The organism is Pseudomonas sp. B14(2017), assembly GCF_002113255.1.
GTDB lineage: Bacteria > Pseudomonadota > Gammaproteobacteria > Pseudomonadales > Pseudomonadaceae > Aquipseudomonas > Aquipseudomonas putida_Z.
In genome coordinates this window covers 1-26,058 of record NZ_NEJY01000009.1, presented here as the reverse complement: position 1 = coordinate 26,058, position 26,058 = coordinate 1, and the positions used below count along the sequence as shown (strand labels likewise).

At 63.8% G+C, this 26,058-nt stretch carries 18 protein-coding genes and 4 tRNA genes; 10 read left to right on the top strand and 12 right to left on the bottom strand.

What is annotated here, in order from left to right; genetic code table 11:
* Positions 1 to 20: 20 nt before the first annotated feature.
* The 3 genes from nirD to CAG34_RS10870 all read right to left on the bottom strand — a co-directional run bounded on the left by nirD (position 21) and on the right by CAG34_RS10870 (position 7,265).
* The gene (nirD, locus tag CAG34_RS10880; RefSeq protein WP_085589906.1) at positions 21 to 383 is read right to left on the bottom strand and encodes a nitrite reductase small subunit NirD; all 363 of its coding nucleotides are present in this window, start codon (positions 381 to 383) and stop codon (positions 21 to 23) included.
* A complete protein-coding gene (nirB, locus tag CAG34_RS10875; protein WP_025338051.1) occupies positions 383 to 2,935 on the bottom strand; it encodes a nitrite reductase large subunit NirB in 2,553 nt (850 codons plus the stop codon). The genes nirD and nirB overlap by 1 nt, the downstream gene beginning before the upstream one ends.
* Positions 2,936 to 3,239: 304 nt before the next feature.
* Positions 3,240 to 7,265, bottom strand: coding sequence for a bifunctional nitrate reductase/sulfite reductase flavoprotein subunit alpha (locus CAG34_RS10870; protein ID WP_085589904.1), 4,026 nt, complete (start codon positions 7,263 to 7,265; stop codon positions 3,240 to 3,242).
* A gap of 338 nt (positions 7,266 to 7,603) precedes the next feature.
* Here CAG34_RS10870 and map point away from each other — a divergent pair, with 338 nt between their 5' ends.
* Positions 7,604 to 8,380: a type I methionyl aminopeptidase gene (gene map / locus CAG34_RS10865; protein WP_371858039.1), complete on the top strand. Its 777-nt coding sequence runs from the start codon at positions 7,604 to 7,606 to the stop codon at positions 8,378 to 8,380.
* 225 nt (positions 8,381 to 8,605) lie between these two features.
* On the opposite strand, the gene CAG34_RS10860 is transcribed toward map, so the two are convergent.
* The 4 genes from CAG34_RS10860 to CAG34_RS10845 form a co-directional block, all read right to left on the bottom strand.
* A tRNA-Asp gene (locus CAG34_RS10860) sits at positions 8,606 to 8,682 on the bottom strand.
* A 13-nt stretch (positions 8,683 to 8,695) separates the two neighbouring features.
* A tRNA-Val gene (locus CAG34_RS10855) sits at positions 8,696 to 8,771 on the bottom strand.
* Between the two features lie 170 nt (positions 8,772 to 8,941).
* Positions 8,942 to 9,018 (bottom strand) — tRNA-Asp (locus CAG34_RS10850).
* Between the two features lie 13 nt (positions 9,019 to 9,031).
* Positions 9,032 to 9,107: transfer RNA gene (locus tag CAG34_RS10845), tRNA-Val, on the bottom strand.
* Between the two features lie 217 nt (positions 9,108 to 9,324).
* On the opposite strand from CAG34_RS10845, the gene rdgC reads away from it, so the two are divergent.
* From rdgC to sugE, 3 genes are all read left to right on the top strand, one after another.
* A complete protein-coding gene (gene rdgC / locus CAG34_RS10840; RefSeq protein ID WP_085589900.1) occupies positions 9,325 to 10,245 on the top strand; it encodes a recombination-associated protein RdgC in 921 nt (306 codons plus the stop codon).
* A 187-nt stretch (positions 10,246 to 10,432) separates the two neighbouring features.
* Positions 10,433 to 11,398, top strand: a complete 966-nt coding sequence (locus CAG34_RS10835) for a bile acid:sodium symporter family protein (protein ID WP_013971400.1) — start codon at positions 10,433 to 10,435, stop codon at positions 11,396 to 11,398.
* A gap of 229 nt (positions 11,399 to 11,627) precedes the next feature.
* Positions 11,628 to 11,945 carry a quaternary ammonium compound efflux SMR transporter SugE gene (gene sugE / locus CAG34_RS10830; protein ID WP_085589898.1) on the top strand — a complete coding sequence of 106 codons (318 nt, stop codon included), beginning with the start codon at positions 11,628 to 11,630 and terminating at the stop codon, positions 11,943 to 11,945.
* A gap of 9 nt (positions 11,946 to 11,954) precedes the next feature.
* On the opposite strand, the gene CAG34_RS10825 is transcribed toward sugE, so the two are convergent.
* Entirely contained in the window at positions 11,955 to 13,832 is a 1,878-nt protein-coding gene (locus CAG34_RS10825; protein ID WP_085589896.1) for an MFS transporter, read from the bottom strand.
* A gap of 269 nt (positions 13,833 to 14,101) precedes the next feature.
* On the opposite strand from CAG34_RS10825, the gene CAG34_RS10820 reads away from it, so the two are divergent.
* Both CAG34_RS10820 and CAG34_RS10815 read left to right on the top strand, forming a co-directional pair.
* The gene (locus CAG34_RS10820) at positions 14,102 to 15,280 is read left to right on the top strand and encodes an MFS transporter (protein WP_085589894.1); all 1,179 of its coding nucleotides are present in this window, start codon (positions 14,102 to 14,104) and stop codon (positions 15,278 to 15,280) included.
* Between the two features lie 226 nt (positions 15,281 to 15,506).
* Positions 15,507 to 18,983 carry a hybrid sensor histidine kinase/response regulator gene (locus CAG34_RS10815; RefSeq protein ID WP_085589892.1) on the top strand — a complete coding sequence of 1,159 codons (3,477 nt, stop codon included), beginning with the start codon at positions 15,507 to 15,509 and terminating at the stop codon, positions 18,981 to 18,983.
* Here CAG34_RS10815 and rmuC read toward each other — a convergent pair.
* On the bottom strand, positions 18,955 to 20,328 hold the full coding sequence (gene rmuC / locus CAG34_RS10810; RefSeq protein ID WP_170929316.1) for a DNA recombination protein RmuC: 1,374 nt from the start codon (positions 20,326 to 20,328) through the stop codon (positions 18,955 to 18,957). The two genes, CAG34_RS10815 and rmuC, sit on opposite strands and share 29 nt — an antisense overlap.
* A gap of 292 nt (positions 20,329 to 20,620) precedes the next feature.
* Positions 20,621 to 21,040 (bottom strand): tetratricopeptide repeat protein, encoded by a 420-nt coding sequence (locus tag CAG34_RS10805; protein WP_085590149.1) that lies wholly within the window; start codon positions 21,038 to 21,040, stop codon positions 20,621 to 20,623.
* A 952-nt stretch (positions 21,041 to 21,992) separates the two neighbouring features.
* Between CAG34_RS10805 and CAG34_RS10800 the strand changes: the two genes are divergently transcribed.
* The 3 genes from CAG34_RS10800 (at position 21,993) to CAG34_RS10790 (ending at position 24,377) form a co-directional block, all read left to right on the top strand.
* Positions 21,993 to 22,217: a hypothetical protein gene (locus CAG34_RS10800; RefSeq protein ID WP_003257337.1), complete on the top strand. Its 225-nt coding sequence runs from the start codon at positions 21,993 to 21,995 to the stop codon at positions 22,215 to 22,217.
* 249 nt (positions 22,218 to 22,466) lie between these two features.
* A complete protein-coding gene (locus CAG34_RS10795) occupies positions 22,467 to 22,949 on the top strand; it encodes a hypothetical protein (RefSeq protein WP_025338041.1) in 483 nt (160 codons plus the stop codon).
* Positions 22,950 to 23,096: 147 nt separating this feature from the next.
* Positions 23,097 to 24,377, top strand: a complete 1,281-nt coding sequence (locus CAG34_RS10790; protein ID WP_085589888.1) for an OmpP1/FadL family transporter — start codon at positions 23,097 to 23,099, stop codon at positions 24,375 to 24,377.
* A gap of 151 nt (positions 24,378 to 24,528) precedes the next feature.
* Here CAG34_RS10790 and CAG34_RS10785 read toward each other — a convergent pair whose 3' ends face one another.
* Entirely contained in the window at positions 24,529 to 25,458 is a 930-nt protein-coding gene (locus CAG34_RS10785) for a LysR family transcriptional regulator (RefSeq protein WP_085589885.1), read from the bottom strand.
* A gap of 114 nt (positions 25,459 to 25,572) precedes the next feature.
* Between CAG34_RS10785 and CAG34_RS10780 the strand changes: the two genes are divergently transcribed.
* On the top strand, positions 25,573 to 25,833 hold the full coding sequence (locus CAG34_RS10780) for a DUF2798 domain-containing protein (RefSeq protein WP_085589883.1): 261 nt from the start codon (positions 25,573 to 25,575) through the stop codon (positions 25,831 to 25,833).
* On the opposite strand, the gene CAG34_RS28880 is transcribed toward CAG34_RS10780, so the two are convergent.
* The coding region (locus tag CAG34_RS28880) for a hypothetical protein (protein ID WP_085589881.1) at positions 25,814 to 26,058 on the bottom strand (245 nt) is incomplete at its 5' end. The two genes, CAG34_RS10780 and CAG34_RS28880, sit on opposite strands and share 20 nt — an antisense overlap.

Here is a 26,058-nt window from a genome sequence, read left to right as displayed (position 1 = left end):
AAAGCGCCCCCAGCGATTTATCAGGCCACCGCCAACTCCACAGCACTTCCACTCAACCGCACCGGCCACACCCGCAACCGCTGCCCGGCATCTTCCAGGCACTCGCCACTTTGCAGGCTGAAGTGCTGCTTGTACAACGGCGCCGCCACCACCAGCTCGCCCTGCACACTGCCCACCAGCCCGCGGCCGATGATGTTGGCGCCGGACCGCGGGTCGCGGTTGTCCACCGCGTACAGCGGCTGCGCCTGCCCCGGCAGGTAGAACAGCGCCACCTGGGCCCCGTCGAGCCAGACCACCACCCCGGAATCGGCCACCAGGTCATCCGCCTGGCACACCGCCTGCCAGTTCTCGTGGGTTTTCACAGCAGCATTGGACAGGTTCATCAGACAGCCTCCTCGACGGTTGGGATCAGGTGCAGTGGCGCAGCAGGCCGGCGCTGTTCGCGTTCGCGCACGAAGTGCACGTCCGGGTCGGCGCGGCGGTCGTTGACGAAAGTACGGAAGCGCTTCAGCTTCTCGGGGTCGTTGAGGGCGTTGGCCCATTCGCATTCATACTGGTCGACCACATGCTGCATCTGCGCCTCCAGCTCGCTGGCCAGGCCCAGGCTGTCGTCGATGATCACCTGCTTCAGGTAGTCCAGCCCACCTTCCAGGTTCTCGCGCCACACCGAGGTGCGCTGCAGTTTGTCGGCGGTGCGGATGTAGAACATCAGCACGCGGTCGATCAGGCGCACCAGGGTTTCGTCGTCGAGGTCGGTGGCAAACAGTTCGGCATGCCGCGGGCGCATGCCGCCATTGCCGCACACGTACAGGTTCCAGCCCTTGTCGGTGGCGATCACGCCGATGTCCTTGCTCTGTGCCTCGGCGCATTCGCGAGTGCAGCCGGACACCGCGAACTTGAGCTTGTGCGGGCTGCGCAGGCCTTTGTAGCGGTCTTCCAGGCGCAGGGCCATGCCGACGCTGTCCTGCACGCCGTAACGGCACCAGGTGCTGCCGACGCACGATTTCACCGTGCGGGTCGACTTGCCGTAGGCATGGCCGGTTTCGAAGCCGGCCTCGATCAGCTCGCCCCAGATCAGCGGCAGCTCGTGCAACTGGGCGCCGAACAGGTCGATGCGCTGGCCGCCGGTGATCTTGGTGTACAGGTCGTACTTTTTCGCCACCTGGCCGATCACGATGAGCTTGTCGGGGGTAATTTCACCACCGGGGATGCGCGGCACCACCGAGTAGGTGCCGTTCTTCTGCATGTTGGCCATGAAGGTGTCGTTGGTGTCCTGCAGCGGCACCAGCGCCGGGTCCATGATCGGCTGGTTCCAGCACGAGGCGAGGATACTGCCCACCGCCGGCTTGCAGATGTCGCAGCCAACGTGGCCCTTGCCGTGGCGTTCGAGCAGTTCGTTGAAGGTGCGGATACCCTCTACCCGCACCAGCCCGTACAGCTCCTGACGAGTGTAGGCGAAGTGCTCGCACAGGCTCTTGTCCACCGCCACGCCACGGGCGGTCAGCTCGTGCTCGAACACCTGCTTGAGCAGTGCCGCGCAACCACCACAACCGGTGGCGGCCTTGGTGCAGCCCTTGACTGCGGCAAGGTCGCCGCAGCCGCTGTCGATGGCGGCGCAGACCGCGCCCTTGCTGACGTTGTGGCACGAGCAGATGGTCGCGCTGTCGGGCAGCGCATCAGCACCCAGGGCCGGTGCGCCGCCGCCTTGCGGCAGGATCAGTGCCGCGGGGTCGGCTGGCAGGGCGATGCCGTTCTGGGCGTACTGCAGCAGGGTGTCGTAGTAGCTGTTGTCGCCGACCAGCACCGCACCGAGCACGTGCTTGCCGCTGGCATCCACCACCAGCCGGCGGTAGGCGCTGTTGGCTTCGTCGATGAAGCGGTAGCTGCGTGCGCCCGGGGTGGCGCCATGGGCATCGCCGATGGAACCGACATCCACGCCCAGCAACTTGAGCTTGGTCGACATGTCGGCACCGGTGAATTCGCCAGCGGCTTCACCCATCAGCAATGCCGCCAGGTTGCGCGCCATGCTGTAGCCCGGGGCGACCAGGCCGAACACGCTGCCGTTCCACGAGGCGCACTCGCCGATGGCAAAGATGCGTGGGTCGCTGCTGCGGCAATGGTTGTCGATCACCACGCCGCCACGCGCGGCGATGTCCAGGCCACAGGCACGGCCCAGGGCATCCTGCGGGCGGATACCCGCAGAGAACACGATCAGGTCGGTTTCCAGGTGCTCGCCGCCATCGAAGTTCATGCGGTAGCGGTAGTCTTCACCCGCACTGATCGACTGGGTGGCGCGCGACAGATGCACGCCAACGCCCAGCGCTTCGATCTGTGCCTTGAGCGCGGCACCGCCCTCGCCGTCCAGCTGCACCGGCATCAGCCGCGGGGCGAATTCCACCACGTGGGCTTCCAGGCCCAGCGACTTGAGGGCGTTGGCTGCTTCCAGGCCAAGCAGGCCACCACCCACTACCACGCCACGGCGGGCACTGGCTGCGGCAGCGCGGATGCCGTCGAGGTCGTCAAGGGTGCGGTAGACCAGGCGGGCATTGCCGCTGGAACCTTCGATCGGCGGCACGAAGGGGTAGGAACCTGTGGCCAGCACCAGCTGGTCGTAGCCATAGCGGCCCTCCGCGGTGACCACTTCGCCGCGCTCACGGTCGATTTCCAGCACCGCTTCCCCGAGGTGCAGGTGCACACCGTTGGTACCGTAGAAGTCCTGCTCGCACAGGGCCAGGGTTTCGGCACAGCTGCCGCCGAAGTACTCGGACAGGTGCACGCGGTCGTAGGCGCGTTGGCGCTCTTCGCCGAACACATGCACTTCGAAGCGCTGCAGGGCGCCGCGGCTGACCAGTTGTTCGACGCAATGGTGGCCGACCATGCCGTTGCCGACGATGACCAGTCGCTCTCGTTGCCCGCTGCTCGCTGTTGCCTTCATAAGCCGATCCTCGATCAAAAAAAAACGCCTGGAGCCGAAGCTCCAGGCGCCTTTGCCTGTATTCATCACGGTAGGGGGCCCGGGTTGATCGCCGTTGATCAGTGGGCTTTGTTGTAACTGGGATAAAGCAGGGAGTGTGCCAACCCTGTTTCCTGTACCGGCCTCTTCGCGGGCACGCCCGCTCCCACAGGGTTCTCCACGTTTATTCAGACCTGTGCAGTACCTGTGGGAGCGGGCCTGCCCGCGAAGAGGCCAGTACAGTAAATGCACATTCCAAGTGCATCACTCCCCATCTTGGAGCACATCAATACACATCCCGCCGATACCGCTTGGCCCTGCCCAGCGCTTCGACATAAGCCGCAGCCGCCGCTGCATCCATGCCGCCATGCTCGGCCACGATCGCCCGCAACGCCGCATCCACATCCTTGGCCATGCGCTGCGCATCGCCACACACATAGAAGTACGCCCCCGCCTCCAGCCACTGCCACAGCTGCGCGCCCTGCTCGAGCATGCGCTGCTGCACGTAGACCTTCTCGGCCTGGTCGCGTGAAAACGCCGTGTCCAGACGCAGGTGCCCTGCAGCCTGCCAGGCCTGCAGCTGCTCCTGGTAATAGAAATCGGTGGCCGCGTACTGCTCGCCGAAGAACAGCCAGTTGGCCCCTTTCGCCCCACGTGCCTCTCGTTCTTCGAGGAAGGCCCTGAACGGTGCAATACCGGTGCCGGGGCCGACCATGATCACCGGCACGCTGTCGTCCTCGGGCAGGCGAAAGTGCTTCGACACCTGCGGGAAGATGGCAACCTTCAGCGCCTGCGCACGGTCGGCAAGGAAGCTTGAACACACCCCTTTGCGCGCGCCATAGCGCACCGTGGACACGGTCAGGTGCACCTGCTGCGGGTGCGCCAGCGGGCTGGAGCTGATCGAGTACAGGCGCGGCTGCAAGGGCTTGAGCAGCTCCAGCCAGCTGGCCAGCGGCAGCTGCTGGGGGAAGGTGCGCAGCACATCGACCAGTTGCCGCCCCCACAACCAGTCCTGCAGCTCGGCCTTGCACTCGGGCTGCAGCAGGCGCTGCAGGTCCGGGGCATTGCCGGCGAAGGCCTGCAGCTGCTGCATGGTGACCTTGGCGATCTCCAGGTGCGCTTGCAGGGCTTCGGTCAGCGGCATGGCGGGATGGCCTTTCAGCTGAACCATGGTCTGGCCATCGAGCTGCATCAGCGCCAGCAGCTCGTCGACCAGGGCCGGACAGTTGCGCGGCCACACGCCCAAGGCATCACCGGCGGCATAGGTGAAGCCGCTGCCACTCAGGTCGAACACCAGTTGACGGGTTTCCTTGCTGGCACCCGGGCCGTTGAGCAGGCGGTTTTCCAGCAAGGTGGCAGCCCAGGGTTGCTGCTTGCCATAGGCCGCCACGGGCGCAGGCTCGGTGACCGGTTGCGGTGCAGCAGCGTTGCCTAGCGTGGGCAGCAGCGCATCCAGCCAGGCGGCGAAGGCGTCGTCGAAGTCCGGCTCGCAGTCCACCCGCTGCAGCAGGCGCCGCCCACCCAGCTCGGCCAGGCGTTGGTCGAGCTTGCGGCCAAAGCCGCAGAACTGGTCGTAACTGGAGTCGCCCAGGGCCAGCACGGCAAAAGGCAGTTCGGCGCAGTGGGCGCCCTCCTCGCCTTGCAAGGCTTGCCAGAATGCCGCTGCGCTGTCGGGCGCGTCGCCATCGCCAAAGGTGCTGGCGATCAGCACCACGCTGGCGGCGCCCTGCAGCTGGCGCGGGCTGACCGCTTCCATGCAACTGAGCTGCACGTCGAGGCCGGCACCGCGCAGGCGCTCGGCACAGCGTTCGGCCAACAGCTCGCCGTTGCCGGTTTGCGAAGCCCACAGCACCTGGTGCCGTGGTGCTATCAACGCTGCATCGGGCAGCACGGCCGGCTGGGCGAACAGCCCGGCCAGCAAGCCATCGACGAACAACCGGCGGTTGGCGGCCAGCGGCGCACTGGCCGGCAGGCAGGGCACGCCCTCGGCGCGAACCTGGTCCAGGCCCAGCAGGAAGCCTTGCAGGTAATGGCGCTCTTCCTCGGCCAGCACCGGAGCTGGCAGGGTGTCCAGGCCAAGCAGACGGGACAGGGTGGCGGTCGGCATGCGGGCAGGCTCCGGATTGGCAGTGTTCAGATCAAGGGCTTCGATGCGCTCACCGGCAACCCGCTCCAGGGTCACGGCACAATGCTTGAACGCCGGCTGCAGCGACAGCGGGTCGACCGCATCGCAGGTCACGGCGTTGATCGCCAGTTGCTCGCCGATCAGGTCATTCCAGTGGAACGGGGCAAAGCAGTTGCCAGGCATGACCCGGTCGCTGATTCGCGCGGGCAGCACGGCCTGCCCGCGGCGCGAGCGAATGGCCACCTGGTCCTTTTCGGCAATGCCCAGCCGGGCAGCATCGTCGCGGTGGATTTCCACGAAGGGTCCGGGCTCCAGCTTGTTCAGCGCCGGTACCTTGCCGGTCTTGGTCAGGGTGTGCCACTGGTGCTGCACGCGGCCGGTATTCAGCACCATGGGGTAATCGGCATCCGGCAGCTCCGCCGCCGGCAACCAGGGCCGGGCGAAGAAGCGGGCCTTGCCGCTGGCGGTCGGGAAGGCCAACACCGGGCACTCGCCCTGGGCATCGTGCAACAGCGTCTGGCTGCTGCCGTCGTTGCGATAGCGCAGCGAGCTGCGCGGGTTGTCGCGGCCCGGGGCGCAGGGCCACTGGTGCGGCTGCTCGCGCAGTTCGGCATAGCCGATGCCCCGCAGGTCGTAGCCGGTGCTTGGGTTGTGAAAGCGGCGGATCTCCTCGTATACCGCCTCGGCATCGGGGTAGTCGAAGGCGTCGGCATAGCCCATGGCACAGGCGACCCGGGCGATGATCTGCCAGTCTGGCAGGCTCTGCCCGGGCGGTTCGACGGCACGTGGCATGAGGGTGAGGTTGCGCTCGCTGTTGATCATCACGCCCTCGCCTTCGGCCCACAGCGCAGCCGGTAGCAGGATGTCGGCGTAGCGGTTGGTCTCGGTGTCGAGGAAGGCATCCTGGGTAATCACCAGTTCGGCCTGGCGCAGGCCGTCGATCACCTGCTGGCGGTTGGCGACACTGGCCACCGGGTTGCTGCAGATGACCCAGCAGGCCTTTACCACGCCGCTTTTCATCTGCTCGAACAGCGCCACCGTGCCCTCGCCGCCTTCGCTGCGCAGGCTGCCCGGGGCCAGTTGCCACTGCTGCTCGACGAAGGCGCGGTCTTGCGCTACCAGCGCCGAGCGCTGGCCTGGCAGGCCGGGGCCCATGTAGCCCATCTCGCGGCCGCCCATGGCATTGGGTTGGCCGGTCAGCGAGAACGGCCCACTGCCGGGGCGGCAGATGGCGCCCGTGGCCAGGTGCAGGTTGCAGATCGCATTGGTGTGCCAGGTGCCGTGGATGCTCTGGTTCAGGCCCATGGTCCAGCAGCTCATCCAGTTGCTGGCGCTGCCGATCCATTCGGCGGCCTTGATGATGTCGGCCTCGGCCAGCCCGGTGATGGCGGCCACCCGGTCAGGGGTGTAGTCATCGAGAAAGGCCGGCAGTTCGTCCCAGCCTTCGGTGTGGCGGGCGATGAAGTCGGGGTCGGTGTGGCCGTTACGCAGGAGCAGGTGCAGCAGGCCATTGAGCAAGGCCATGTCGCTGCCGGGGCGCACCTGCAGGAACAGGTCGGCCTTGTCGGCGGTGGCGCTGCGCCGCGGGTCGACGACGATCAGCTTGGCACCCGCCTTGACCCGGTCGAGCAGGCGCAGGAACAGGATCGGGTGACAGTCGGCCATGTTGGCGCCGATCACCAGGAATACGTCGGCGTGCTCGAAGTCCTGGTAGCTGCCGGGCGGGCCATCGGCACCGAGCGACAGCTTGTATCCGCTGCCGGCACTGGCCATGCACAGGCGCGAGTTGGACTCGATGTGGCGGGTGCGGATAAAGCCCTTGGCCAGCTTGTTGGCCAGGTACTGGGCCTCCAGCGACATCTGCCCGGACACGTACAGCGCCACGGCGTCGGGGCCGTGCTGGTCGATGATGCCGCGCAGGCGCGTAGCGGCGGCGGCAATGGCCTGGTCGATGCCGGTACGCGCTGGCTGCTGGCTGCGCTGCTGGCGCACATAGGCATCCTCCATGCGCCCGGCGGCGGTCAGCGGCAGGTGTGCGGTGAGGCCTTTGGTGCACAGGCGGCCGAAGTTGCTGGGGTGCTGCTTGTCGCCGCTGATCTTGCCGACCTTGCCATCGGCGACGCTCATGACGATGCCGCAACCGACGCCGCAGTAGGGGCAGACGCTGCGCACTTCGCTGTTGGCCATGGGCGGGCTCCTGTAGGGAACGCAAAAAGGCGCCGGCTGCCCCTGCTTGCTGGGCAAGCGGGGCAACACGGCGCCTTTGTCGTGAAGTTTTGTGGGCTGTCGACGTTGATAGCCCTGGATGGAGGTGAAACAGCAATTTATGGGCCAGCTGTGCCGCCCCTTTCGCGGGCATGCCCGCTCCCACAGGGATATCACAAGGCCTGAGGGCGGTGCTGTACCTGTGGGAGCGGGCGTGCCCGCGAAGAGGCCGGTACAGGCTGTGCACCATGCGATGGCACCCCCACACCCCATGGCGCTATGCTGGGGCACATTCCAGCACGAGCCACTGCACTCCCCCCATGTCCCAGGTGATTATCAAGACCCCCGCCCAACTCGACCTGATGCGCCGCGCCGGCCAGCTGCTTGCCCAGGTGTTCGCCGACCTCGACAGCTTCATCCGCCCTGGCGTGACCACCATGCAGATCAACGACCGCGCCGAGGCGTTCATCATCGACACGCTCAAGGCCCGCCCGGCGAGCAAGGGCCAGTACGGTTTCCCCTATTCGCTCAACACCTCGGTGGACCATGTGGTGTGCCATGGCATGCCCAAGGTCGATGAAGTGCTGAAGGAAGGCTCGATCATCAACGTCGACATCACCCTGGAACAAGGCGGCTATATCGCCGACTCGTCAAAGATGTACAGCATCGGGCCGATCAGCGATGAGGCGCAGCGCCTGGTCGACACCACCTATGACGCGCTATGGAAAGGCATCGAACAGGTACGCCCCGGGGCTACGCTGGGTGATATCGGCCATGCCATCCAGACCCATGCCGAAGCGGCGGGCTACAGCGTCGTACGTGAGTATTGCGGGCATGGCATTGGCCAACAGATGCATGAAGGGCCCGAGGTGCTGCACATTGGCCAGCGCGGGATGGGCCTGAAGTTGAAGCCGGGGATGGTGTTTACCATCGAACCGATGATCAACCAGGGCGGACGCGGGACGCGCACGCTGAAGGATGGCTGGACGGTGATTACCCGCGACCACAGCTTGTCGGCGCAGTGGGAGCATACGGTGGCGGTGACCGAGGAGGGGGTTGAGGTGCTCACCTTACGGGAAGAAGAGCGTCGCCGCTGAGATTGCCGGGGCTGCGTTGCAGCCCATTCGCCGGCAAGCCAGCTCCCACAGGGATAGCGTAGGGCTTGAGATCAATGCGGTCGAGGTGGGAGCTGGCTTGCCGGCGATGAGGCCCTGACAGGCAATACAAGATAGTTTTTTGCCAAAGGCAGAAACAAAAAAAGCGACCCTAAGGTCGCTTTCTCTGTTACTTCCGGGTGTTCAGTAGGCCCTGGAAGTGGAATATGGCGCAGCGGACGGGACTCGAACCCGCGACCCCCGGCGTGACAGGCCGGTATTCTAACCGACTGAACTACCGCTGCGCTAAACATCGAGTGGTGGGTGATGACGGGATCGAACCGCCGACCCTCTGCTTGTAAGGCAGATGCTCTCCCGGCTGAGCTAATCACCCATGTCTCTCGGTGTGGCGCGCATTCTACGGGCGACTTGGCGCTCTGGCAAGCACTTATCGAACTTTTTGCAAAATTCGCGAAAACACCAAATCGCAGGCACAAAAAAAGCGACCCTGAGGTCGCTTTCTCTGTTACTTCCGGGTGTTCAGTAGGCCCTGGAAGTGAAATATGGCGCAGCGGACGGGACTCGAACCCGCGACCCCCGGCGTGACAGGCCGGTATTCTAACCGACTGAACTACCGCTGCGCTAAACATCGAGTGGTGGGTGATGACGGGATCGAACCGCCGACCCTCTGCTTGTAAGGCAGATGCTCTCCCGGCTGAGCTAATCACCCTTCGTCTCGGTGTGGCGCGCATTCTACGGACGGCCCCGTACCCTGGCAAGCACTTTTTTAACTTTTTTCAAAAAAAACCTCAGGCCTTTCAAAGACCTAGCGTTGCCACGTGCATCTTTACATTCAGCTACAGCTACTGGCACTCCGACAGGGTTGGCCTGAGAGCACCGCTCGGAGAATAATGCCCGCCTTATGCATTAAGGAGAGATTGCCCCTCATGTGGTTCAAGAACCTGCTGACCTACCGCCTGACCCAGGAAGTCCCGTTCGAGCCTGAAGCGCTGGAAGCGGCCCTGGCCAGCAAGCCGGCCCGCCCCTGCGCCAGCCAGGAGCTGACCACCTATGGTTTCGTCGCGCCATTCGGCAAGGGCGAAGACGCTCCCCTGGTGCATGTCAGTGGCGAGTACCTGCTGATTGCCGCGCGCAAGGAAGAACGCATCCTGCCCAGCAGCGTGGTCAACGATGCGGTGAAGGAAAAGGTCGAAGAGATCGAGACCGAGCAGATGCGCAAGGTCTATAAAAAGGAACGCGACCAGATCAAGGACGAGATCATCCAGGCCTTCCTGCCGCGCGCGTTCATCCGCCGCTCGATGATCTTCGCGGCCATTGCCCCGCGCCTGGGCGTGATCCTGGTCAACTCGGCCAGCGCCAAGCGTGCCGAAGACCTGCTGTCGACCCTGCGTGAAGTGATGGGCTCGCTGCCGGTGCGCCCGGCCACCGTGAAAATCGCACCGGTTGCCACCATGACCGAGTGGGTCAAGTCGCAGCAAGCTGCCGAAGGCTTCTATGTGCTGGACGAGTGCGAACTGCGCGACACCGCCGAAGATGGCGGTATCGTGCGCTGCAAGCGCCAGGACCTGACCGGCGAGGAAATCCAGCTGCACCTGAGCACTGGCAAGGTGGTTACCCAGCTGGCCCTGGCCTGGCAGGACAAGCTGTCGTTCATTCTGGATGACAAGATGGTGATCAAGCGCCTGAAGTTCGAAGAGCTGCTGCAGGAGCAGGCCGAACAGGATGGTGGCGATGAGGCTGCGCAGCAGTTCGATGCCAGCTTCCAGCTGATGATGATGACTTTTGCCGAATTCCTGCCGGTGCTGTTCGAAGCGCTGGGTGGGGAAGAGATTCCGCAAGGGGTCTGACTGGTTTTGAAATGCCGGTGCTGGCCTGGGAGATATCCTCAGACAGTACTGGCCTCTTCGCGGGCTTGCCCGCTCCCACAGGTACACCACAGCTTCTGAGTACTGTGGTGTACCTGTGGGAGCGGGCAAGCCCGCGAAAGGGCCAGTGAAATTCTTGAAGCCATAAAACAGAAAAGGAATTGCCCCCATGCGTGCCCTCGCCACCCTCAGCCGCTTCGTCGGCAATACCTTCGCCCTGTGGGTGCTGGTGTTCGCCGTGCTGGCCTTCCTGCAACCGCAATGGTTCATCGCCCTGAAGGTGGCCATCGTGCCGCTGCTGGGCCTGGTGATGTTCGGCATGGGCCTCACCCTCAAGCTCGATGACTTCGCCGCCCTCGCCCGCCAGCCCTGGCGGGTGATGCTGGGTGTGGTCGCGCACTTCGTGATCATGCCGGGCATGGCCTGGCTGCTGTGCCAGCTGTTCCACCTGCCGCCGGAAATCGCCGTGGGCGTGATCCTGGTTGGCTGCTGCCCGAGCGGCACGGCGTCGAACGTGATGGTCTGGCTGTCCCGTGGCGACCTGGCGCTGGCGGTGGCGATCGCTGCGGTGACCACCCTGCTCGCCCCGCTGCTGACCCCGGCGCTGATCTGGTTCCTGGCCTCGGCCTGGCTGCCGGTGTCCTTCATGGACATGTTCTGGTCGATCCTGCAGCTGGTGATGCTGCCGATCGTGCTCGGCGTGCTGGCCCAGCGGCTGCTTGGCGCGCGGGTGCAGGCGGCGGTGCAGGTGCTGCCGCTGGTGTCGGTGGTGAGTATCGTGATGATCGTGTGCGCGGTGGTGGCGGCCAGCCAGGCGAAGATCGCCGAGTCGGGGCTGCTGATCATGGCGGTGGTGATATTGCACAACAGCTTCGGCTACTTGCTGGGGTACCTGACCGGCAGGCTGTGCAAGCTGCCACTGGCACAGCGCAAGTCGCTGGCGCTGGAGGTGGGCATGCAGAACTCCGGGCTGGGCGCGGCACTGGCAGCGGCGCATTTTTCGCCGCTGGCTGCGGTGCCGAGTGCGTTGTTCAGCGTTTGGCACAATATTTCCGGGGCGCTGCTGTCGACCTGGTTCCGGCGCATGGGGGAGCCTGTGGCAGAAGCAGAAGGTGGGGAGCCGGCCAGGCATTGATGTTGCCTGCACTGGCCCTTTCGCGGGCACGCCCGCTCCCACAGAGATCTCCACAATCTTCAGACCTGTGCAGTACCTGTGGGAGCGGGCGTGCCCGCGAAAGGGCCGGTACAGGCTTGCCCCTAGGGCTGCAGGTGTGCACCATGTATCCACTGTGAGGACGACCTCACGACGCACCGCGTGACCATTCCGGGGACGGCCCCATCATTCACAACGATGGAGACGCACCATGTCCTGGATCATCCTGTTCTTCGCCGGCCTGTTCGAGGTCGGCTGGGCCGTCGGCCTGAAATACACCGACGGCTTCAGCAAGCCACTGCCCACCGTCCTCACCGTCGCCGCCATGGCCATCAGCCTGGGCCTGCTGGGCCTGGCCATGAAAGAGCTGCCGCTGGGCACCGCCTATGCCATCTGGACCGGCGTCGGCGCCGTCGGCACGGTGATGGCCGGCATCATCCTGTTCGGCGAGTCCATGGCCCTGGTACGCCTGGTCAGCGTGGCGCTGATCATTACCGGCCTGGTCGGCCTGAAAGTCAGCGCCAGCTGACACCCTCCCCTAGCGCAGGTTGCCGCGCAGGCGGCTGACCTGCTCACGCAAGGCTTCTGGCTGCGCCGCCTCCACCGGGATGGCGGCGCCTGCCACGATGGTCACCCGCGACCACAGGCGCTTGAAAAAGCCCTTGGCCGGGTCACGGCTGAAGAAGCTGCCCCACAGCCCCTGCAAGGCCAACGGAATGACCGGCACCGGGGTTTCTTCGAGGATGCGGTTGACGCCTCCCTTGAACACATCGATTTCGCCATCCCCGGTCAGCTTGCCTTCAGGGAAGATGCATACCAGCTCGCCATCGGCCAGGTACTCGGCAATGCGCGCGAAAGCACGTTCGTAGATGGCCAGGTCTTCGTTGCGCCCGGCAATCGGGATGGCGCCTGCGGTGCGGAACACGAAGTTGAGTACCGGCAGGTTGTAGATCTTGTAGTACATGACGAAGCGGATCGGCCGGCGGATCGCCCCGCCCAGCAGCAGCGCATCGACGAACGACACGTGGTTGCACACCAGCAGCGCCGCGCCTTCGTCGGGGATGCGTTCGAGGTCGCGGTGCTGCACACGGTACATCGAATGGCTGAGCAGCCAGATCAGGAAGCGCATGGTGAACTCGGGCACGATCCTGAAGATATAGGCGTTGACCGCGATATTGAGCAGCGACACCACCAGGAACAGCTGCGGGATGGTCAGCTCGGCCAGGCCCAGCAGGATGATGGTGAGCACTGCCGACACCACCATGAACAGGGCATTGAGGATGTTGTTGGCAGCGATCACCCGGGCGCGCTGGTCTTCGGCGGTGCGGGCCTGGATCAGCGCATACAGCGGTACGATGTAGAAGCCGCCGAACACCCCAAGGCCGACGATCGACAGCAGGATCCACCAGGCCTGGCCCATGCCCAACAGCGCCAGCCAGTCGTGCGGTGCCGCCGCAGCCGGTACATCGCCGGAGTGCCACCACCAAAGCAGGCCGAACAGGCTCAGGCCGAACGAGCCGAACGGCACCAGGCCGATTTCCACCTTGCGCCCGCTCAGCCGCTCGCACAGCAGCGAACCCAGGGCGATCCCCACCGAGAACAGGGTCAGCACCAGTGTCACCACCGTGCCATCACCGTGCAGCCAGTCCTTGGCGTAGGCCGGGATCTGCGTGAGGTAGATGGCACCGACGAACCAGAACCACGAGTTGCCGACGATCGAGCGCGACACCGCCGGCGGCTGCCCCAGGCCCATGCGCAGGATCGCCCACGACTGCCTGAAGATGTTCCAGTCCAGCGGCATTTGCGGCGAAGCGGCAGCGGCCCGCGGGATCCAGCGGCTGGCCAGGTAACCGAGCACGGCGGTGCCGACCACGCCACCAGCCACCACGGTGGCATAGCTGTCAGCCGACATCATCACCCCGGCGCCGATGGTGCCGGCGAGGATGGCCAGGAAGGTACCGGTTTCCACCAGCCCGTTGCCGCCGACCAGTTCTTCCTCGCGCAGGGCCTGCGGCAGGATCGAGTACTTCACCGGGCCGAACAGCGCCGAGTGGGTCCCCATGCCGAACAGCGTCACCAGCATCAGCGCCAGGTGGTTGGTGATGAAGCCGAGCGCGCCTACCGCCATGATCGCGATCTCGGCCAGTTTGATGGCCCGGATCAGCGCATCCTTGGCGAACTTCTCGCCAAACTGCCCACCCAGCGCCGAAAACAGGAAGAACGGCAGGATGAACAGCAGGGCGCACAGGTTGACCCAGATCGAACGGTCACCGTCGCCCAGGCTGAGCTTGAACAGGATCGCCAGGATGAGCGACTGCTTGAACAGGTTGTCGTTGAAGGCACCCAGCGACTGGGTGATGAAAAACGGCAGGAAACGCCGCTTGCCGAGCAAGGTGAATTGCGAAGAGTGACTCATCGTCCTTGGTCCTGAGGGCTTTTCAATTGGAGGCGCGCCGGGCGCGACAAGCCACAAATCTGCATGGGAAATGCACTGACTGGCAAGCGCGGTGATTCTGTAGCAAGCCTGTCCCGGCCTCATCGCCGGCAAGCCGGCTCCCACAGGTACCGCACATGGCTTGAGATCAATGCGGTCGAGGTGGGAGCTGGCTTGCCGGCGATGGGCTGCAGAGCAGCCCCCATTTGTCATATGCTCCGATTCGGCTATTCCACAACAAGGACGTGGCAATGCTCGCCGCCATCAAACGCTACCCGCACACTGTGCGCCTGCTGCTCACCACCACCTTCACCCTCACCGTCGCCCGTGCCCTTACCCTGCCCTACCTGGTGGTGTACCTGGCCGACAACTTCCAGCTGCCGATCAGCCAGATCGGCCTGCTGATCGGTGGCGCGCTGATCATCGCCTCGCTGCTGAGCCTGTATGGCGGCCATCTGGTGGATACCTTGCGCAACCACACACTGGTCAGCGCCAGCACCCTGCTGTTTGCCTTGGCCTTCGTCGGCGCGGTCGCCAGCAACTCGGCGCTGCTGTTCTTTCTCTGCCTGGTACTGATCAACCTGGCCCTGGCAGTGGTCGACATCGCCGCCAAGGCGGGCTTCTGCGCCTTGCTGCCGGTGGAGGAACGGGCCGAAGTGTTCGCCATCAAGTACACCCTCAGCAACGTCGGCTACGCCGCCGGCCCGCTGCTGGGCGTGGCCATGCTGGAGCTGAACGACCATATGCCGTTCATCGCCTCCGCCCTGCTCGGCCTGGGTATGTGCCTGGCCTACTGGCGCCTGGGGGACCGCGGCCTGCAGGCCAGTGTGCCGGACAAATCCGGGGTCGGCTTTGGCCAGGTGGCGCTGGGGCTGGCCCGTGACCGGCGGCTGGTATGCTTCACCCTGGGCGGGGTGCTGAGCGCGGTGGTATTCGGCCAGTTCACCGCCTACCTGTCACAGTACCTGGTGGTGACCAGCAGCCCGGCCGAGGCGGCGCGCCTGATCGGTTACCTGGTGACCACCAACGCGGTGACGGTGATTGCCCTGCAGTACCTGATCGGCCGCCGCATCAGCCGTCAGCGCCTGATGCCCTGGCTGCTGGCCGGCATGGGCCTGTTCATCGCCGGGCTGCTGGGCTTTGCCCTGGCCGGTTCGGCGCTGGCGTGGTGCCTGGCGATGCTGGTGTTCACCCTGGGCGAGATCATCGTGATCCCGGCCGAGTACATGTTCATCGACCTGATCGCACCGGAGCACTTGCGTGGGGTGTATTACGGTGCGCAGAACCTGTCCAACCTCGGTGCGGCGCTGGGGCCGGTGATGGTGGGGTTTGCCCTGGTGCATCTGTGGCCGGGGGCGATCTTCTACCTGCTGGTGTTGTCGGTGATACTGGCGGGGGTGTTTTATTGGCTGGGTACCCGCAGTAATTGATGTTGGCTGTACTGGCCTCTTCGCGGGCTTGCCCGCTCCCACAGGGATATCACATGCCTTGAGGGCAGCGCCGTACCTGTGGGAGCGGGCAAGCCCGCGAAGAGGCCAGTACAGGATGCCCCCTGCGACCACCTGCCACTGCGACCATCGTCTGCGCTGACGAAGCGGCACCTGCGTGCCAGACTGATTGATCGGGACCGCGTTATCTTTTTGCTTCGGAGTCTTCATGTCGTTGTCCAGCGGGCTGATCGCCGTGGTCGCCCTGGCCTATATGGCCATCATGTTCGCCATCGCCTTCTACGGCGACCGCCGCAGCACGCCGTTGCCGCCGAAGCTGCGTGCCTGGGTGTACAGCCTGTCGCTGGCCGTGTACTGCACCAGCTGGACCTTTTTCGGCGCGGTCGGCCAGGCCGCCGAACAGCTCTGGGCATTCCTGCCGATCTACCTGGGCCCGGTGCTGCTGCTGATCTTCGCGCCCTGGGTGCTGCAGAAGATGGTGCTGATCAGCAAGCAACAGAACATCACCTCGATCGCCGACTTCATCGCCGCGCGCTACGGCAAGTCGCAGTCCCTGGCGGTGGTCGTTGCGCTGATCTGCCTGGTCGGCGTGCTGCCGTACATCGCCTTGCAGCTCAAGGGCATCGTGCTGGGGGTGAACCTGCTGATCGGCGCCAATGCCGACGCCACCGGCACCCGCGTGCAGGACACCGCGCTGGTGGTGTCGCTGGTACTGGCGCTGTTCGCCATCGTCTTCGGTACCCGCAGCCTGGACGTGACCGAACACCACCGTGGCATGGTCCTGGCGATTGCCTTCGAATCGCTGATCAAGCTGCTGGCCTTCCTCGCCGTGGGCATCTTCATCGTCTTCAACCTGTATGACGGCTTCGACGACCTGTTCAGCCAGGCCCGCCAGTCGATCCACCTGCAGGACTATTGGCAGGAAACCATCAACTGGCCGTCGATGGTGGTGCAGACCGCCGTGGCGATGATGGCGATCATCTGCCTGCCACGGCAGTTCCACGTCACCGTGGTGGAGAACATCGAACCCCAGGACATGCGCCTGGCGCGCTGGGTATTCCCGATGTACCTGGCGCTGGCCGCGCTGTTCGTGGTGCCGATCGCCCTGGCCGGGCAGATGCTGCTGCCGGGCACTGTGATCTCCGATTCGTTCGTCATCAGCCTGCCGCTGGCCGAGGCACACCCGAGCCTGGCCCTGCTGGCATTCATCGGTGGTGCCTCGGCGGCCACCGGCATGGTCATCGTTGAGGCCGTGGCGCTGTCGACCATGGTCTCCAACGACATGCTGCTGCCCTGGCTGCTACGCCGTACCAACGCCGAGCGGCCGTTCGAGGCGTTCCGCCACTGGATGCTCTCTGTACGCCGGGTGACCATCGTGGTGATCCTGCTGCTGGCGTATGTCAGCTACCGCCTGCTGGGCTCCACCGCCAGCCTGGCGACCATCGGCCAGATCGCCTTCGCCGCCGTGACCCAGCTGACCCCGGCCATGCTCGGTGCACTGTACTGGAAGCAGGCCAACCGCCGCGGCGTGTTCGCTGGCCTGGCCGCAGGTATTTTCCTGTGGTTCTACACCCTGGTGCTGCCGATTGCCGCGCACAGCGTGGGCTGGTCGCTGCAGCTGTTCCCAGGGTTGGCGTGGCTGCACGGCAACCCGCTGAACCTGCCGATCAGCCCGCTGACCCAGGGCGTGGTGCTGTCGCTGGCGGGCAACTTCACCCTGTTCGCCTGGGTCTCGGTGCTGTCGCGCACGCGGGTTTCCGAGCATTGGCAGGCCGGCCGCTTCATCGGCCAGCAGACCAGCGCCAGGCCCAGCAGCAAGCCGCTGCTGGCGGTGCAGATCGACGACCTGCTGACCCTGGCCTCGCGCTTTGTCGGCGAAGAACGCGCCCGGCAGAGCTTCATCCGCTTCGCCTACCGCCAGGGCAAGGGCTTCAACCCCAACCAGAACGCCGACGGCGACTGGATCGAACACACCGAACGCCTGCTGGCCGGCGTGCTCGGCACCTCGTCGACCCGCGCCGTGGTCAAGGCCGCCATCGAAGGCCGCGACATGCAGCTGGAAGACGTGGTGCGTATTGCCGACGAAGCCAGTGAGGTGCTGCAGTTCAACCGCGCCCTGCTGCAAGGGGCCATCGAGAACATCAACCAGGGCATCAGCGTGGTCGACCAGAACCTGCACCTGGTGGCCTGGAACCGCCGTTACCTGGAACTGTTCAACTACCCCGACGGGCTGATCAGCGTGGGTCGGCCGATCGCCGACATCATCCGCTACAACGCCGAGCGTGGCCTGTGCGGCCCGGGCGAGGCGCAGGTGCACGTGGCGCGGCGCCTGCACTGGATGCGCCAGGGCCGTGCGCACTCCTCCGAGCGCCTGTTCCCCAATGGCCGAGTGATCGAACTGATCGGCAACCCGATGCCGGGTGGCGGTTTCGTCATGAGCTTCACCGACATCACCCCGTTCCGCGAGGCCGAGCAGGCCCTGCGCGATGCCAACGAAGGCCTGGAGCAACGGGTGGCGGAACGCACCCAAGAGCTGTCGCAACTGAACCAGGCGTTGTCCGAAGCCAAGAGCCGTGCCGAAGCGGTGAGCCAGTCCAAGACCCGCTTCCTGGCTGCGGTCAGCCATGACCTGATGCAGCCGCTGAACGCCGCCCGGCTGTTCTCCGCCGCCTTGTCGCAGCAGGCCGAGGGCATGAACGAAGAGGCCCGGCAACTGGTGCAGCACATGGACAGCTCGCTGCGCTCGGCCGAAGAGCTGATCAGCGACCTGCTGGACATCTCGCGCCTGGAAAACGGCAAGATCACCCCGGATGCCAAGCCCTTTGCCCTCAACGAGCTGTTCGATACCCTGGGTGCCGAATTCAAGGTGCTGGCCGCCGAGAAGGGCCTGGAGTTCCGCCTGCGCGGCAGCCGCCTGCGGGTGGACAGCGACATGAAGCTGCTGCGCCGGGTGCTGCAGAACTTCCTGACCAATGCCCTGCGCTATGGCAAGAGCCCGATCCTGCTGGGCGCACGGCGCCAGGGTGAACAGTTGTGGCTTGAGGTGTGGGACCGCGGCCCGGGCATCGCCGACGACAAGCTGCAGGTGATCTTCCAGGAGTTCAAGCGCCTGGACAGCCACCAGACCCGCGCCGAGAAGGGCCTGGGCCTGGGCCTGGCGATCGCCGACGGCCTGTGCCGGGTGCTGGGGCACAAGCTGGAAGTGCGCTCGTGGCCGGGCAAGGGCACGGTGTTCCGCGTCAGCGTACCGATTGCCCGCCAGGCCGCCCCGGCGCCCACCGCCCCGGTGGAACAGGGCGGCCAGCCACTGGCCGGGCTGCAGGTACTGTGCGTGGACAACGAAGACAGCATCCTGATCGGCATGAACAGCCTGCTCAGCCGCTGGGGTTGCCAGGTGTGGACCGCGCGCAACCGCGCCGAATGCGAAGCCCTGCTGACCAAGGGCATGCGCCCGCACCTGGCGCTGGTGGACTACCACCTGGACGACGGCGAGACTGGTACCGGGCTGATGGGCTGGCTACGTGCGCGCCTGGGTGAGCCGGTGCCGGGCGTGGTGATCAGCGCCGACGGCAGCAAGGAAACCATCGCCATGGTGCATGCCTCTGGCCTGGACTACCTGGCCAAGCCGGTCAAGCCGGCGGCCCTGCGCGCCATGCTCAATCGCCATCTGAGCCTGGTTCAGTAAGCGCTTCGTCCGGCAACGCCTCGTCGGACAGCGCCCGCTCCAGCAGGTCGGCCGGCAGGCTCTTGCTGGCGCGGGCGCCCAGCAGCTTCAGCTGTTCGCTGCGGCTGACCAGGTTGCCGCGCCCTTCGCACAGCTTGTTGCGCGCGGCGGCATAGGCCTTGTCCACCTGCTGCAGGCGGCTGCCCAACTCGTCCAGGTCCTGGATGAACAGCACGAACTTGTCGTACAGCCAGCCGGCGCGCTCGGCGATCTCGCGAGCGTTCTGGCCCTGGCGTTCCTGCTTCCACAGGCTGTCGATCACCCGCAAGGTGGCCAGCAAGGTGGTCGGGCTGACGATCACGATCTGCCGATCGAAGGCCTCCTGGAACAGGTTCGGCTCCGCCTGCAGGGCTGCCGAGAAGGCGGCCTCGATCGGCACGAACAGCAGCACGAAATCCAGGCTGTGCAGGCCTTCGAGGCGGTTGTAGTCCTTGCTCGACAGGCCTTTGACGTGGCTGCGCAGCGACTGCACATGCTGCTTGAGCGCGGCCTCGTCGTTGCCGGCGACGAACTGCTGGTAGGCGGTGAGGCTGACCTTGGCATCCACCACTACCTGCTTGTCGCCGGGCAGCATGATCAGCACATCAGGCTGGAAGCGCTCGCCATCTGCGCTCTTGAGGCTGACCTGGGTCTGGTATTCACGGCCCTTTTCCAGGCCGGCATGCTCCAGTACCCGTTCGAGGATCAGCTCACCCCAGTTGCCCTGGGTTTTCTGGCCCTTCAGCGCCTGGGTAAGGTTGGTGGCTTCGTCGGACAGGCGCAGGTTCAGTTGCTGCAGGCGCTCCAGCTCCTTGCCCAGCGAGAAGCGCTCGCGGGCTTCCTGCTGGTAGCTCTCCTCCACGCGTTTTTCGAAAGCCTGGATGCGTTCCTTGAGCGGGTCGAGCAACTGGCCGAGATGCTGCTGGCTGGTCTGGGCGAAGCGCTGCTCGCGCTCGTCGAAGATCTTGGTAGCCATGTCGGCGAACTGGGCACGCAGGGTGTCGCGGGCTTCCTGCAGGTCTTCCAGGCGCTGCTGGTGGCTTTCCTGCTGCTCGCGCAGTTCGGCGTCCAGGCGTGCGGTCTGGGCCTCCAGGCGGCGCAGTTCGGCTTCGCGGTTGGCACGCTCGAGGTTCCAGGCGTGGGCGGCGTCACGGGCGTTGTCGCGCTCGATCTGCAGCAGTTCCAGCTCACGCCCCTGGGCGGCCAGCTGGGTCTGCTTGACGGTGTTGGCTTCGCTGAGGTCGCTGACCTCGTCGCGGCTGGCATCCAGTTGCGCCTGCAGGCCGGCCAGGGCCAGCTGGGCAGCATTGAGGCGCTCTTCGAGCAAGGCCTGCTCGCCTTGCCGCGCACCCTGGCGGCGCTGCACCTGCATGACCCAACCCAGGCAAGGTAATGCACCTGCCACCAAGCCCAGCAGAATGCTGGCCAGATCCACTGTCATGCTTACCCCGAATGATCCTGGACGAATGCATCGCAGCTTATCAGCCTGAGCGGTGTGTTGCCTGTTCCGGCCTCTTCGCGGGTAAACCCGCTCCCACAGGGATTGCACAGTATCCGAGGTATAGCTATTCCTGTGGGAGCGGGTTTACCCGCGAAGAGGCCAGTGCTGGCAACACACCTCAGGCATGGAACCACTGCATCAAAAGCCGCCGCGCTTCCTGCGACCCCTGCCCCGCCGCCAGCTCCAGCCAGTACCGCGCCTGCTCCGGCTCGCTGTGCTGGCACAGCCGCGCATACTCCAGCTGCGCCCGCCGATCACCGGCGCGGGCTGCCTGGCGCAGCAGTTCATGGCCAATACGACGGTCACGGGCATTGCCGCAATCGCGGCACAACATCTGCCCCAGGCGGCTTTGCGCCACGACCACGCCCTGGCGCGCTGGCTGTTTCAACAGGCGCCCGGCCAGGTGCTTGACCTGCGGCTTGTCACCCAGGCGCGGGTTGTCGAGCAGCCACAAGGCCACTTTGAGAGAGAAACGTTTTGGGGGAGGCGCAGGCGTCGATGCAGCGGGGCTGGCGAGGGGTTTACCGCGAAACTTCATGAGCAACAGGTTTGGCAACTCGAAAGGCGCGCCACTCTACCCTTTTTCTTGCGCCTTGGCCTTTCGATTTCCGGAGGATTGAAAAAAATTTTCAATGATCTTTTCTTGACGTTTTCAAGTGGATGACCAACAGGTCTCCCGGAGCATGTCGATTGTCGGACAGTTCAATGTATTGCTGGCACGCCCGTCCTAGAGCAAGCGCTCGGGACAATCCACAGTTCCTGTGGATAACTCGGTGGACAACCCCCTCCCATCCCCCGCAAACCCCCATGAATTGGGGCTTTCGCTCAAACTGACGATTTTTTCACCAGCTAAAAATAGTGTTTTTTTTCATTGACTTAACCGCCCAGTCAAGGCATTGGCGAGGCTGTCGTGGCGTGTTGCCAGGCAGTTGCAAGCGATGCTCCGAATGTGAACAAGTGCACCATAAACCTTCATTTGAGTGCACGAAATCGGTACATCAGCCCGGATGCGGGCCTTTTGCCCCCTCTTCCCAGCAGGGCAAATACGCGCCATACTGCTCGGCTCACCTGAACAAACATGAAATGCTTGCCAAGCGCCTGTATTTCCGCTAAGGTGCGCCTCGTTAGTACCAAGCTGAAAGTCAATTCTGGCCTCAAGCGTCCTTGCAGACCCGCTCCTCCCAAGGGTGGCGCTGCTGAAACCAGGACAGGCCCATTCGATGATTCACTCGCCAGCCACGCGCTGTTCAAGCACGAATCACGTGACAGATTGATCAGGATCCCACACCGACGGCCTAGAACCTTGGCCCCGGCGTGCTGCCTGCCTTCTGAAGTACCTACCAGTCAGCCCATGCGCCCACATTTGATTGCGCTCCCTCTGGCTGCCCTGTTCCAGTCAGGTTCGTTCGTCCCTTAATAAAGGCGTCACTGGAACGTTTCTATCATGCACGGATCATAACCCCGTGTTTAAAGCAGGAACCTCCAACAATATGCAAACTCATCATCAGATTCAGGCTGCCATTGGCACCCTCTCCCAGGCCTTCTCGCCGTTGAAGTGCCTTATCGTTGCCCCTCGCAAGGGCAGCTTCAGCTTTACCCTGGTAGACGAACACGGCGTCGCCTGCCACACCGAGCGCCTGTACCCCGAACAGTACAGCCGCAGTGAACCGCTGCAGGCGGTCATCGCCCGAACCCGCCAGTCGCTCACCGCGTGAGCGGCGAATACTGCGGTATTCAAGCGCTGAATCATCCCATCGCAAGCCTGCCTGAACGTTCGTGGCGTAATTGCCTTAAGGCATATAGCCCGGTACGTCAGGCAGCAATCGATTTAAAAACAGCCCTTTACACCACGATTATCACACTACACTTCAACTCGAGCGGTGCTTGCCGCTTCCGGCGGGCCTGATCACTCACCAGCTGCCAAGCTCCAGCGCCCGTCCGGCCCTTAACTGCTCGAGGGCATCATGGGTATCGCGGCGAATGAATTGTGTCAGTATGTGATCCGACCCACCCTGGTCTACCTGAACCGTCACTGCGCCAGCGCCGAAGCCTTGTTGCTGGGCATCGCCGCCAGCCAGTCGGCCCTGGGGTCGGCCTTGCACGACCGTCGTGGGCATGGCCTTTACCGTATCGGCGAACACCGTCACCAGGCGATCTGGGACGACTACCTTGCCCGTGACCCCGACCTGGCCAGCCTGGTCCGCGGCCTGGCCAGCCAGCACGCCTTTCTCGGTGGCCCGCACCTGGAACTCACCGTCAACCTGCGCTATTCCACCGCCATTGCCTGGATGCTCGTCGAAGAGCAGGCCACGCCACTGCCTGCCGCCGATGACCTTCTCGCGCTGGCGCGGATCTGGCGACAGATTTTCAACCCACAAGGTCGCCTGCGCGACTTCACCCACGCCTGGCATACCTGCATAGATCAGAGATTGCCGCAGGCATCTTAAGACGCGTCCTACAACGCACCCGGAAAAAAGGGAATTTTGGTCGGATTGTCCTACAAAACCGCTCTATCTCCTGCGATTGAGGCTATAGCGCGGCGCGTGATTTGTTGGTAGCTTTTCGCCCCGGAGATCCCAAGGAGTTTTCTAATAATGAAAAAAGTAATGCTCAAAACCTCCCTCGGCATTGCCGTTGCTCTTGCTTCCAGCCAACTGCTTGCTGCAGGTTTCGCGCTGAACGAGCAAAGCATCAGCGGCATGGGAACCGGTTTTGCGGGACGTTCGTCTTCTGCCGAAGATGCCAGCACTGTGTATGGCAACCCTGCAGGCATGTCGCGCCTGAAGCGCGAACAGGTCACCGTGGGTGGCGCAGCCGTCATTGCCAAGTCTGATATTTCGGGTCGTGGTAGCAATTTCGGGGGGGAAACCGATGGCGACATGGTCCCGGTCGTGGGCGTGCCCATGGGTTACTACGTCAAGCCGATCGATGATCATTGGAGCGTCGGTTTCGGTGTTTACGTGCCATACGGCCTGATCACCGACTACGGTAGCGATGACGCGGCACGCTACTGGGGCAAGAAGAGCAAGGTCGAGGTTGTCACCTTCCAGCCAACCATCAGCTATGCCTTCAACGACAAGGTGTCGATCGGTTTTGGCCCGACCATCAACCGTATCAAGGGTGAGCTGGGCTCGAACCTGGGCAGCAAGGCGCTGCTGGGCCCCAACGGCCCGGATGGCGAAGTCAAGATCAAGGGCGACGACACCGCGATCGGTTACAACATCGGCGTTCTCGTACAAGCCACAGACCGTACCCGTCTGGGCCTGACCTATCACTCGATGGTCGACTACAAGCTTGAAGGCGATACCCGTGTTTCCTACCCGATTGCGGCCCTCGGCCTGAACGGCAAGTTCGACGCCAGCCTGAAAATCAAGACGCCAGAGTCGGTGGACTTCTCGGTCACCCATGAACTGGATGACCACTGGACCCTGTATGCGGGCAGCACGTGGACTCGCTGGAGCCGCCTGGAGAGCATCGTTGTCAAGAACGAAGCACCGGCGGGCTACCCACTGCAGACCATCACCGAAGAGCAGAACTGGCATGACACCTGGGCACACGCCATTGGTGCTGCCTACAAGGTCAACAAGGAGTGGACCCTGCGTGCAGGCTTCTCCGTCGACCAGTCGCCCACCAACAACCACGATCGCTCGCCGCGCATTCCTACCGGCGACCGTAAAGCGGTCAGCTTTGGTGCCGGCTGGAGCCCGAACGATGACATGACCATCGATGTTGCCTACTCCTACCTGTGGGAAGAGGACACCAAGGTCAACAATCTGCCGAGCTCGCAGACAGAAGGCTTGTTGAAAGGCAGCTACCAGGCCAAGTACGAGAACAGCGCTCACGGTATCGGTGCGTCCCTTACCTACCGCTTCTGATAGCTTCAAGTAAGTCGGGGCCGCTTTGCGGCCCATCGCGACACAAGGCCGCTCCTGCAACGACCGCACAAAACCGATTCTACGGGTTCATGCGGACGCTGCAGGAGCGGCCTTGTGTCGCGATGAGCTGCAAGCAGCCCCAATATCTTTTTCAGGCCTGCACCTGCCAGCTGTCACCCAGGCATTCGCGCAGGTAGTCCATGAACACACGCACTTTTGCAGTCATGGCGAAGCGATCGGCCAGGCACAGGTAGATATCCATCGGTTCGGTCTGGGCATAGGCCTGACCGCTATCGCTGTATTCGAACAACGATACCAGCGCCCCGGCGGCCAGATGCGGCCGGACGATGAACTCGGCCAGGCGGGTGATGCCGCCATCGTGCAGTGCCATCTGGGTCAGGGCATCGATGTCGTCGCTAATCAGGACACTGCCGAACTCTGCCTCGAACCGCAGCCCGTCGCGCATGAACCCCCAACGCAGGAAGCGCCCATCCACCGGGTAGCGGAACACCAGGCAGCGGTGGTCACGCAAGGCCTCGGGCGTGGCCGGCACGCCGGCGCGTTGCAGGTAACCGGGCGAGGCACAGCAAATGAACGGTATACGGGCGATATGCCGGGCCAGCAACTGGTCTTCGAGTTGCGGGGCAATGCGCAGGCTCACGTCCACATCTTCCCGCGCGTGGTTGACCCGGCGATCAGTCGTTACCAACTCTATCGAAAGCAGTGGGTAGCGGGCACTGAACGCGGGTATCAATGGCGCCAGCACGTGGCGACCGAAGGCGGACGTCGATGCAATGCACAGCCGCCCTTGGGGCTCACTGTCGGGGGTGGTGACGGCCTGTTCGGCCAAGGCCAGGTCGCGCTCGATGTGCCTGACGCGTTCGTAGTACTGGGTACCGGCGGGTGTCAGCGCCATACTGCGGGTGGTGCGACTGAGCAGGCGAACCTGCAAGTGGCCCTCCAGGCGTGCCAGGTTCTGGCTGACCGCGGCCGGGCTCAGGCCCAGGTTGCGGGCACCGGCGGCGATGCTGCCGGCTTCGACCACCTTGATGAAACTGCGAATGGCGTTGAGCAGGTCCATGCTGAGCCCCTGGATTCGTAAGAATCTCTTTATAAAGAACTCAATGCGGCTGGTCTACAGCTGCTGCCAGATGCGTTGCTAACCTGCGCCTCTACTTACTTTTCAGGAGTTCGCATGAGCAACCTGTCCCATACACGCAGCCGACGCAAATTGCACCCGGGCGCCACGCCCTACGTTTTTGCCTTCTACATGTCGTCGATCATGGCGCTATTGATGTGTTTCGTGATCACGGCAGCGAATGGGGGGATTAACCCTGAATACCTTGGCAACGTGCTGAAGGCTTACCAGTTGGCGATGCCTGTGGCGTTCGTTTGTGTATTGATGGTCAGGCCGGTGGTTATGCGGTTGGTGGCGATTACTGTGCATGCAAAGTGAAGTAACCTGAAACCCAGACAAGTCCCCGGCTCTTGCTCTTGCTCTTGCTCTTGCTCTTGCTCTTGCTCTTGCTCTTGCTCTTGCTCTTGCTCTTGCTCTTGCTCTTGCTCTTGCTCTTGCTCTTGATCTTGATCTTGATCTTGATCTTGATCTTGATCTTGATCTTGATCTTGATCTTGATCTTGATCTTGATCTTGATCTTGATCTTGATCTTGATCTTGATCT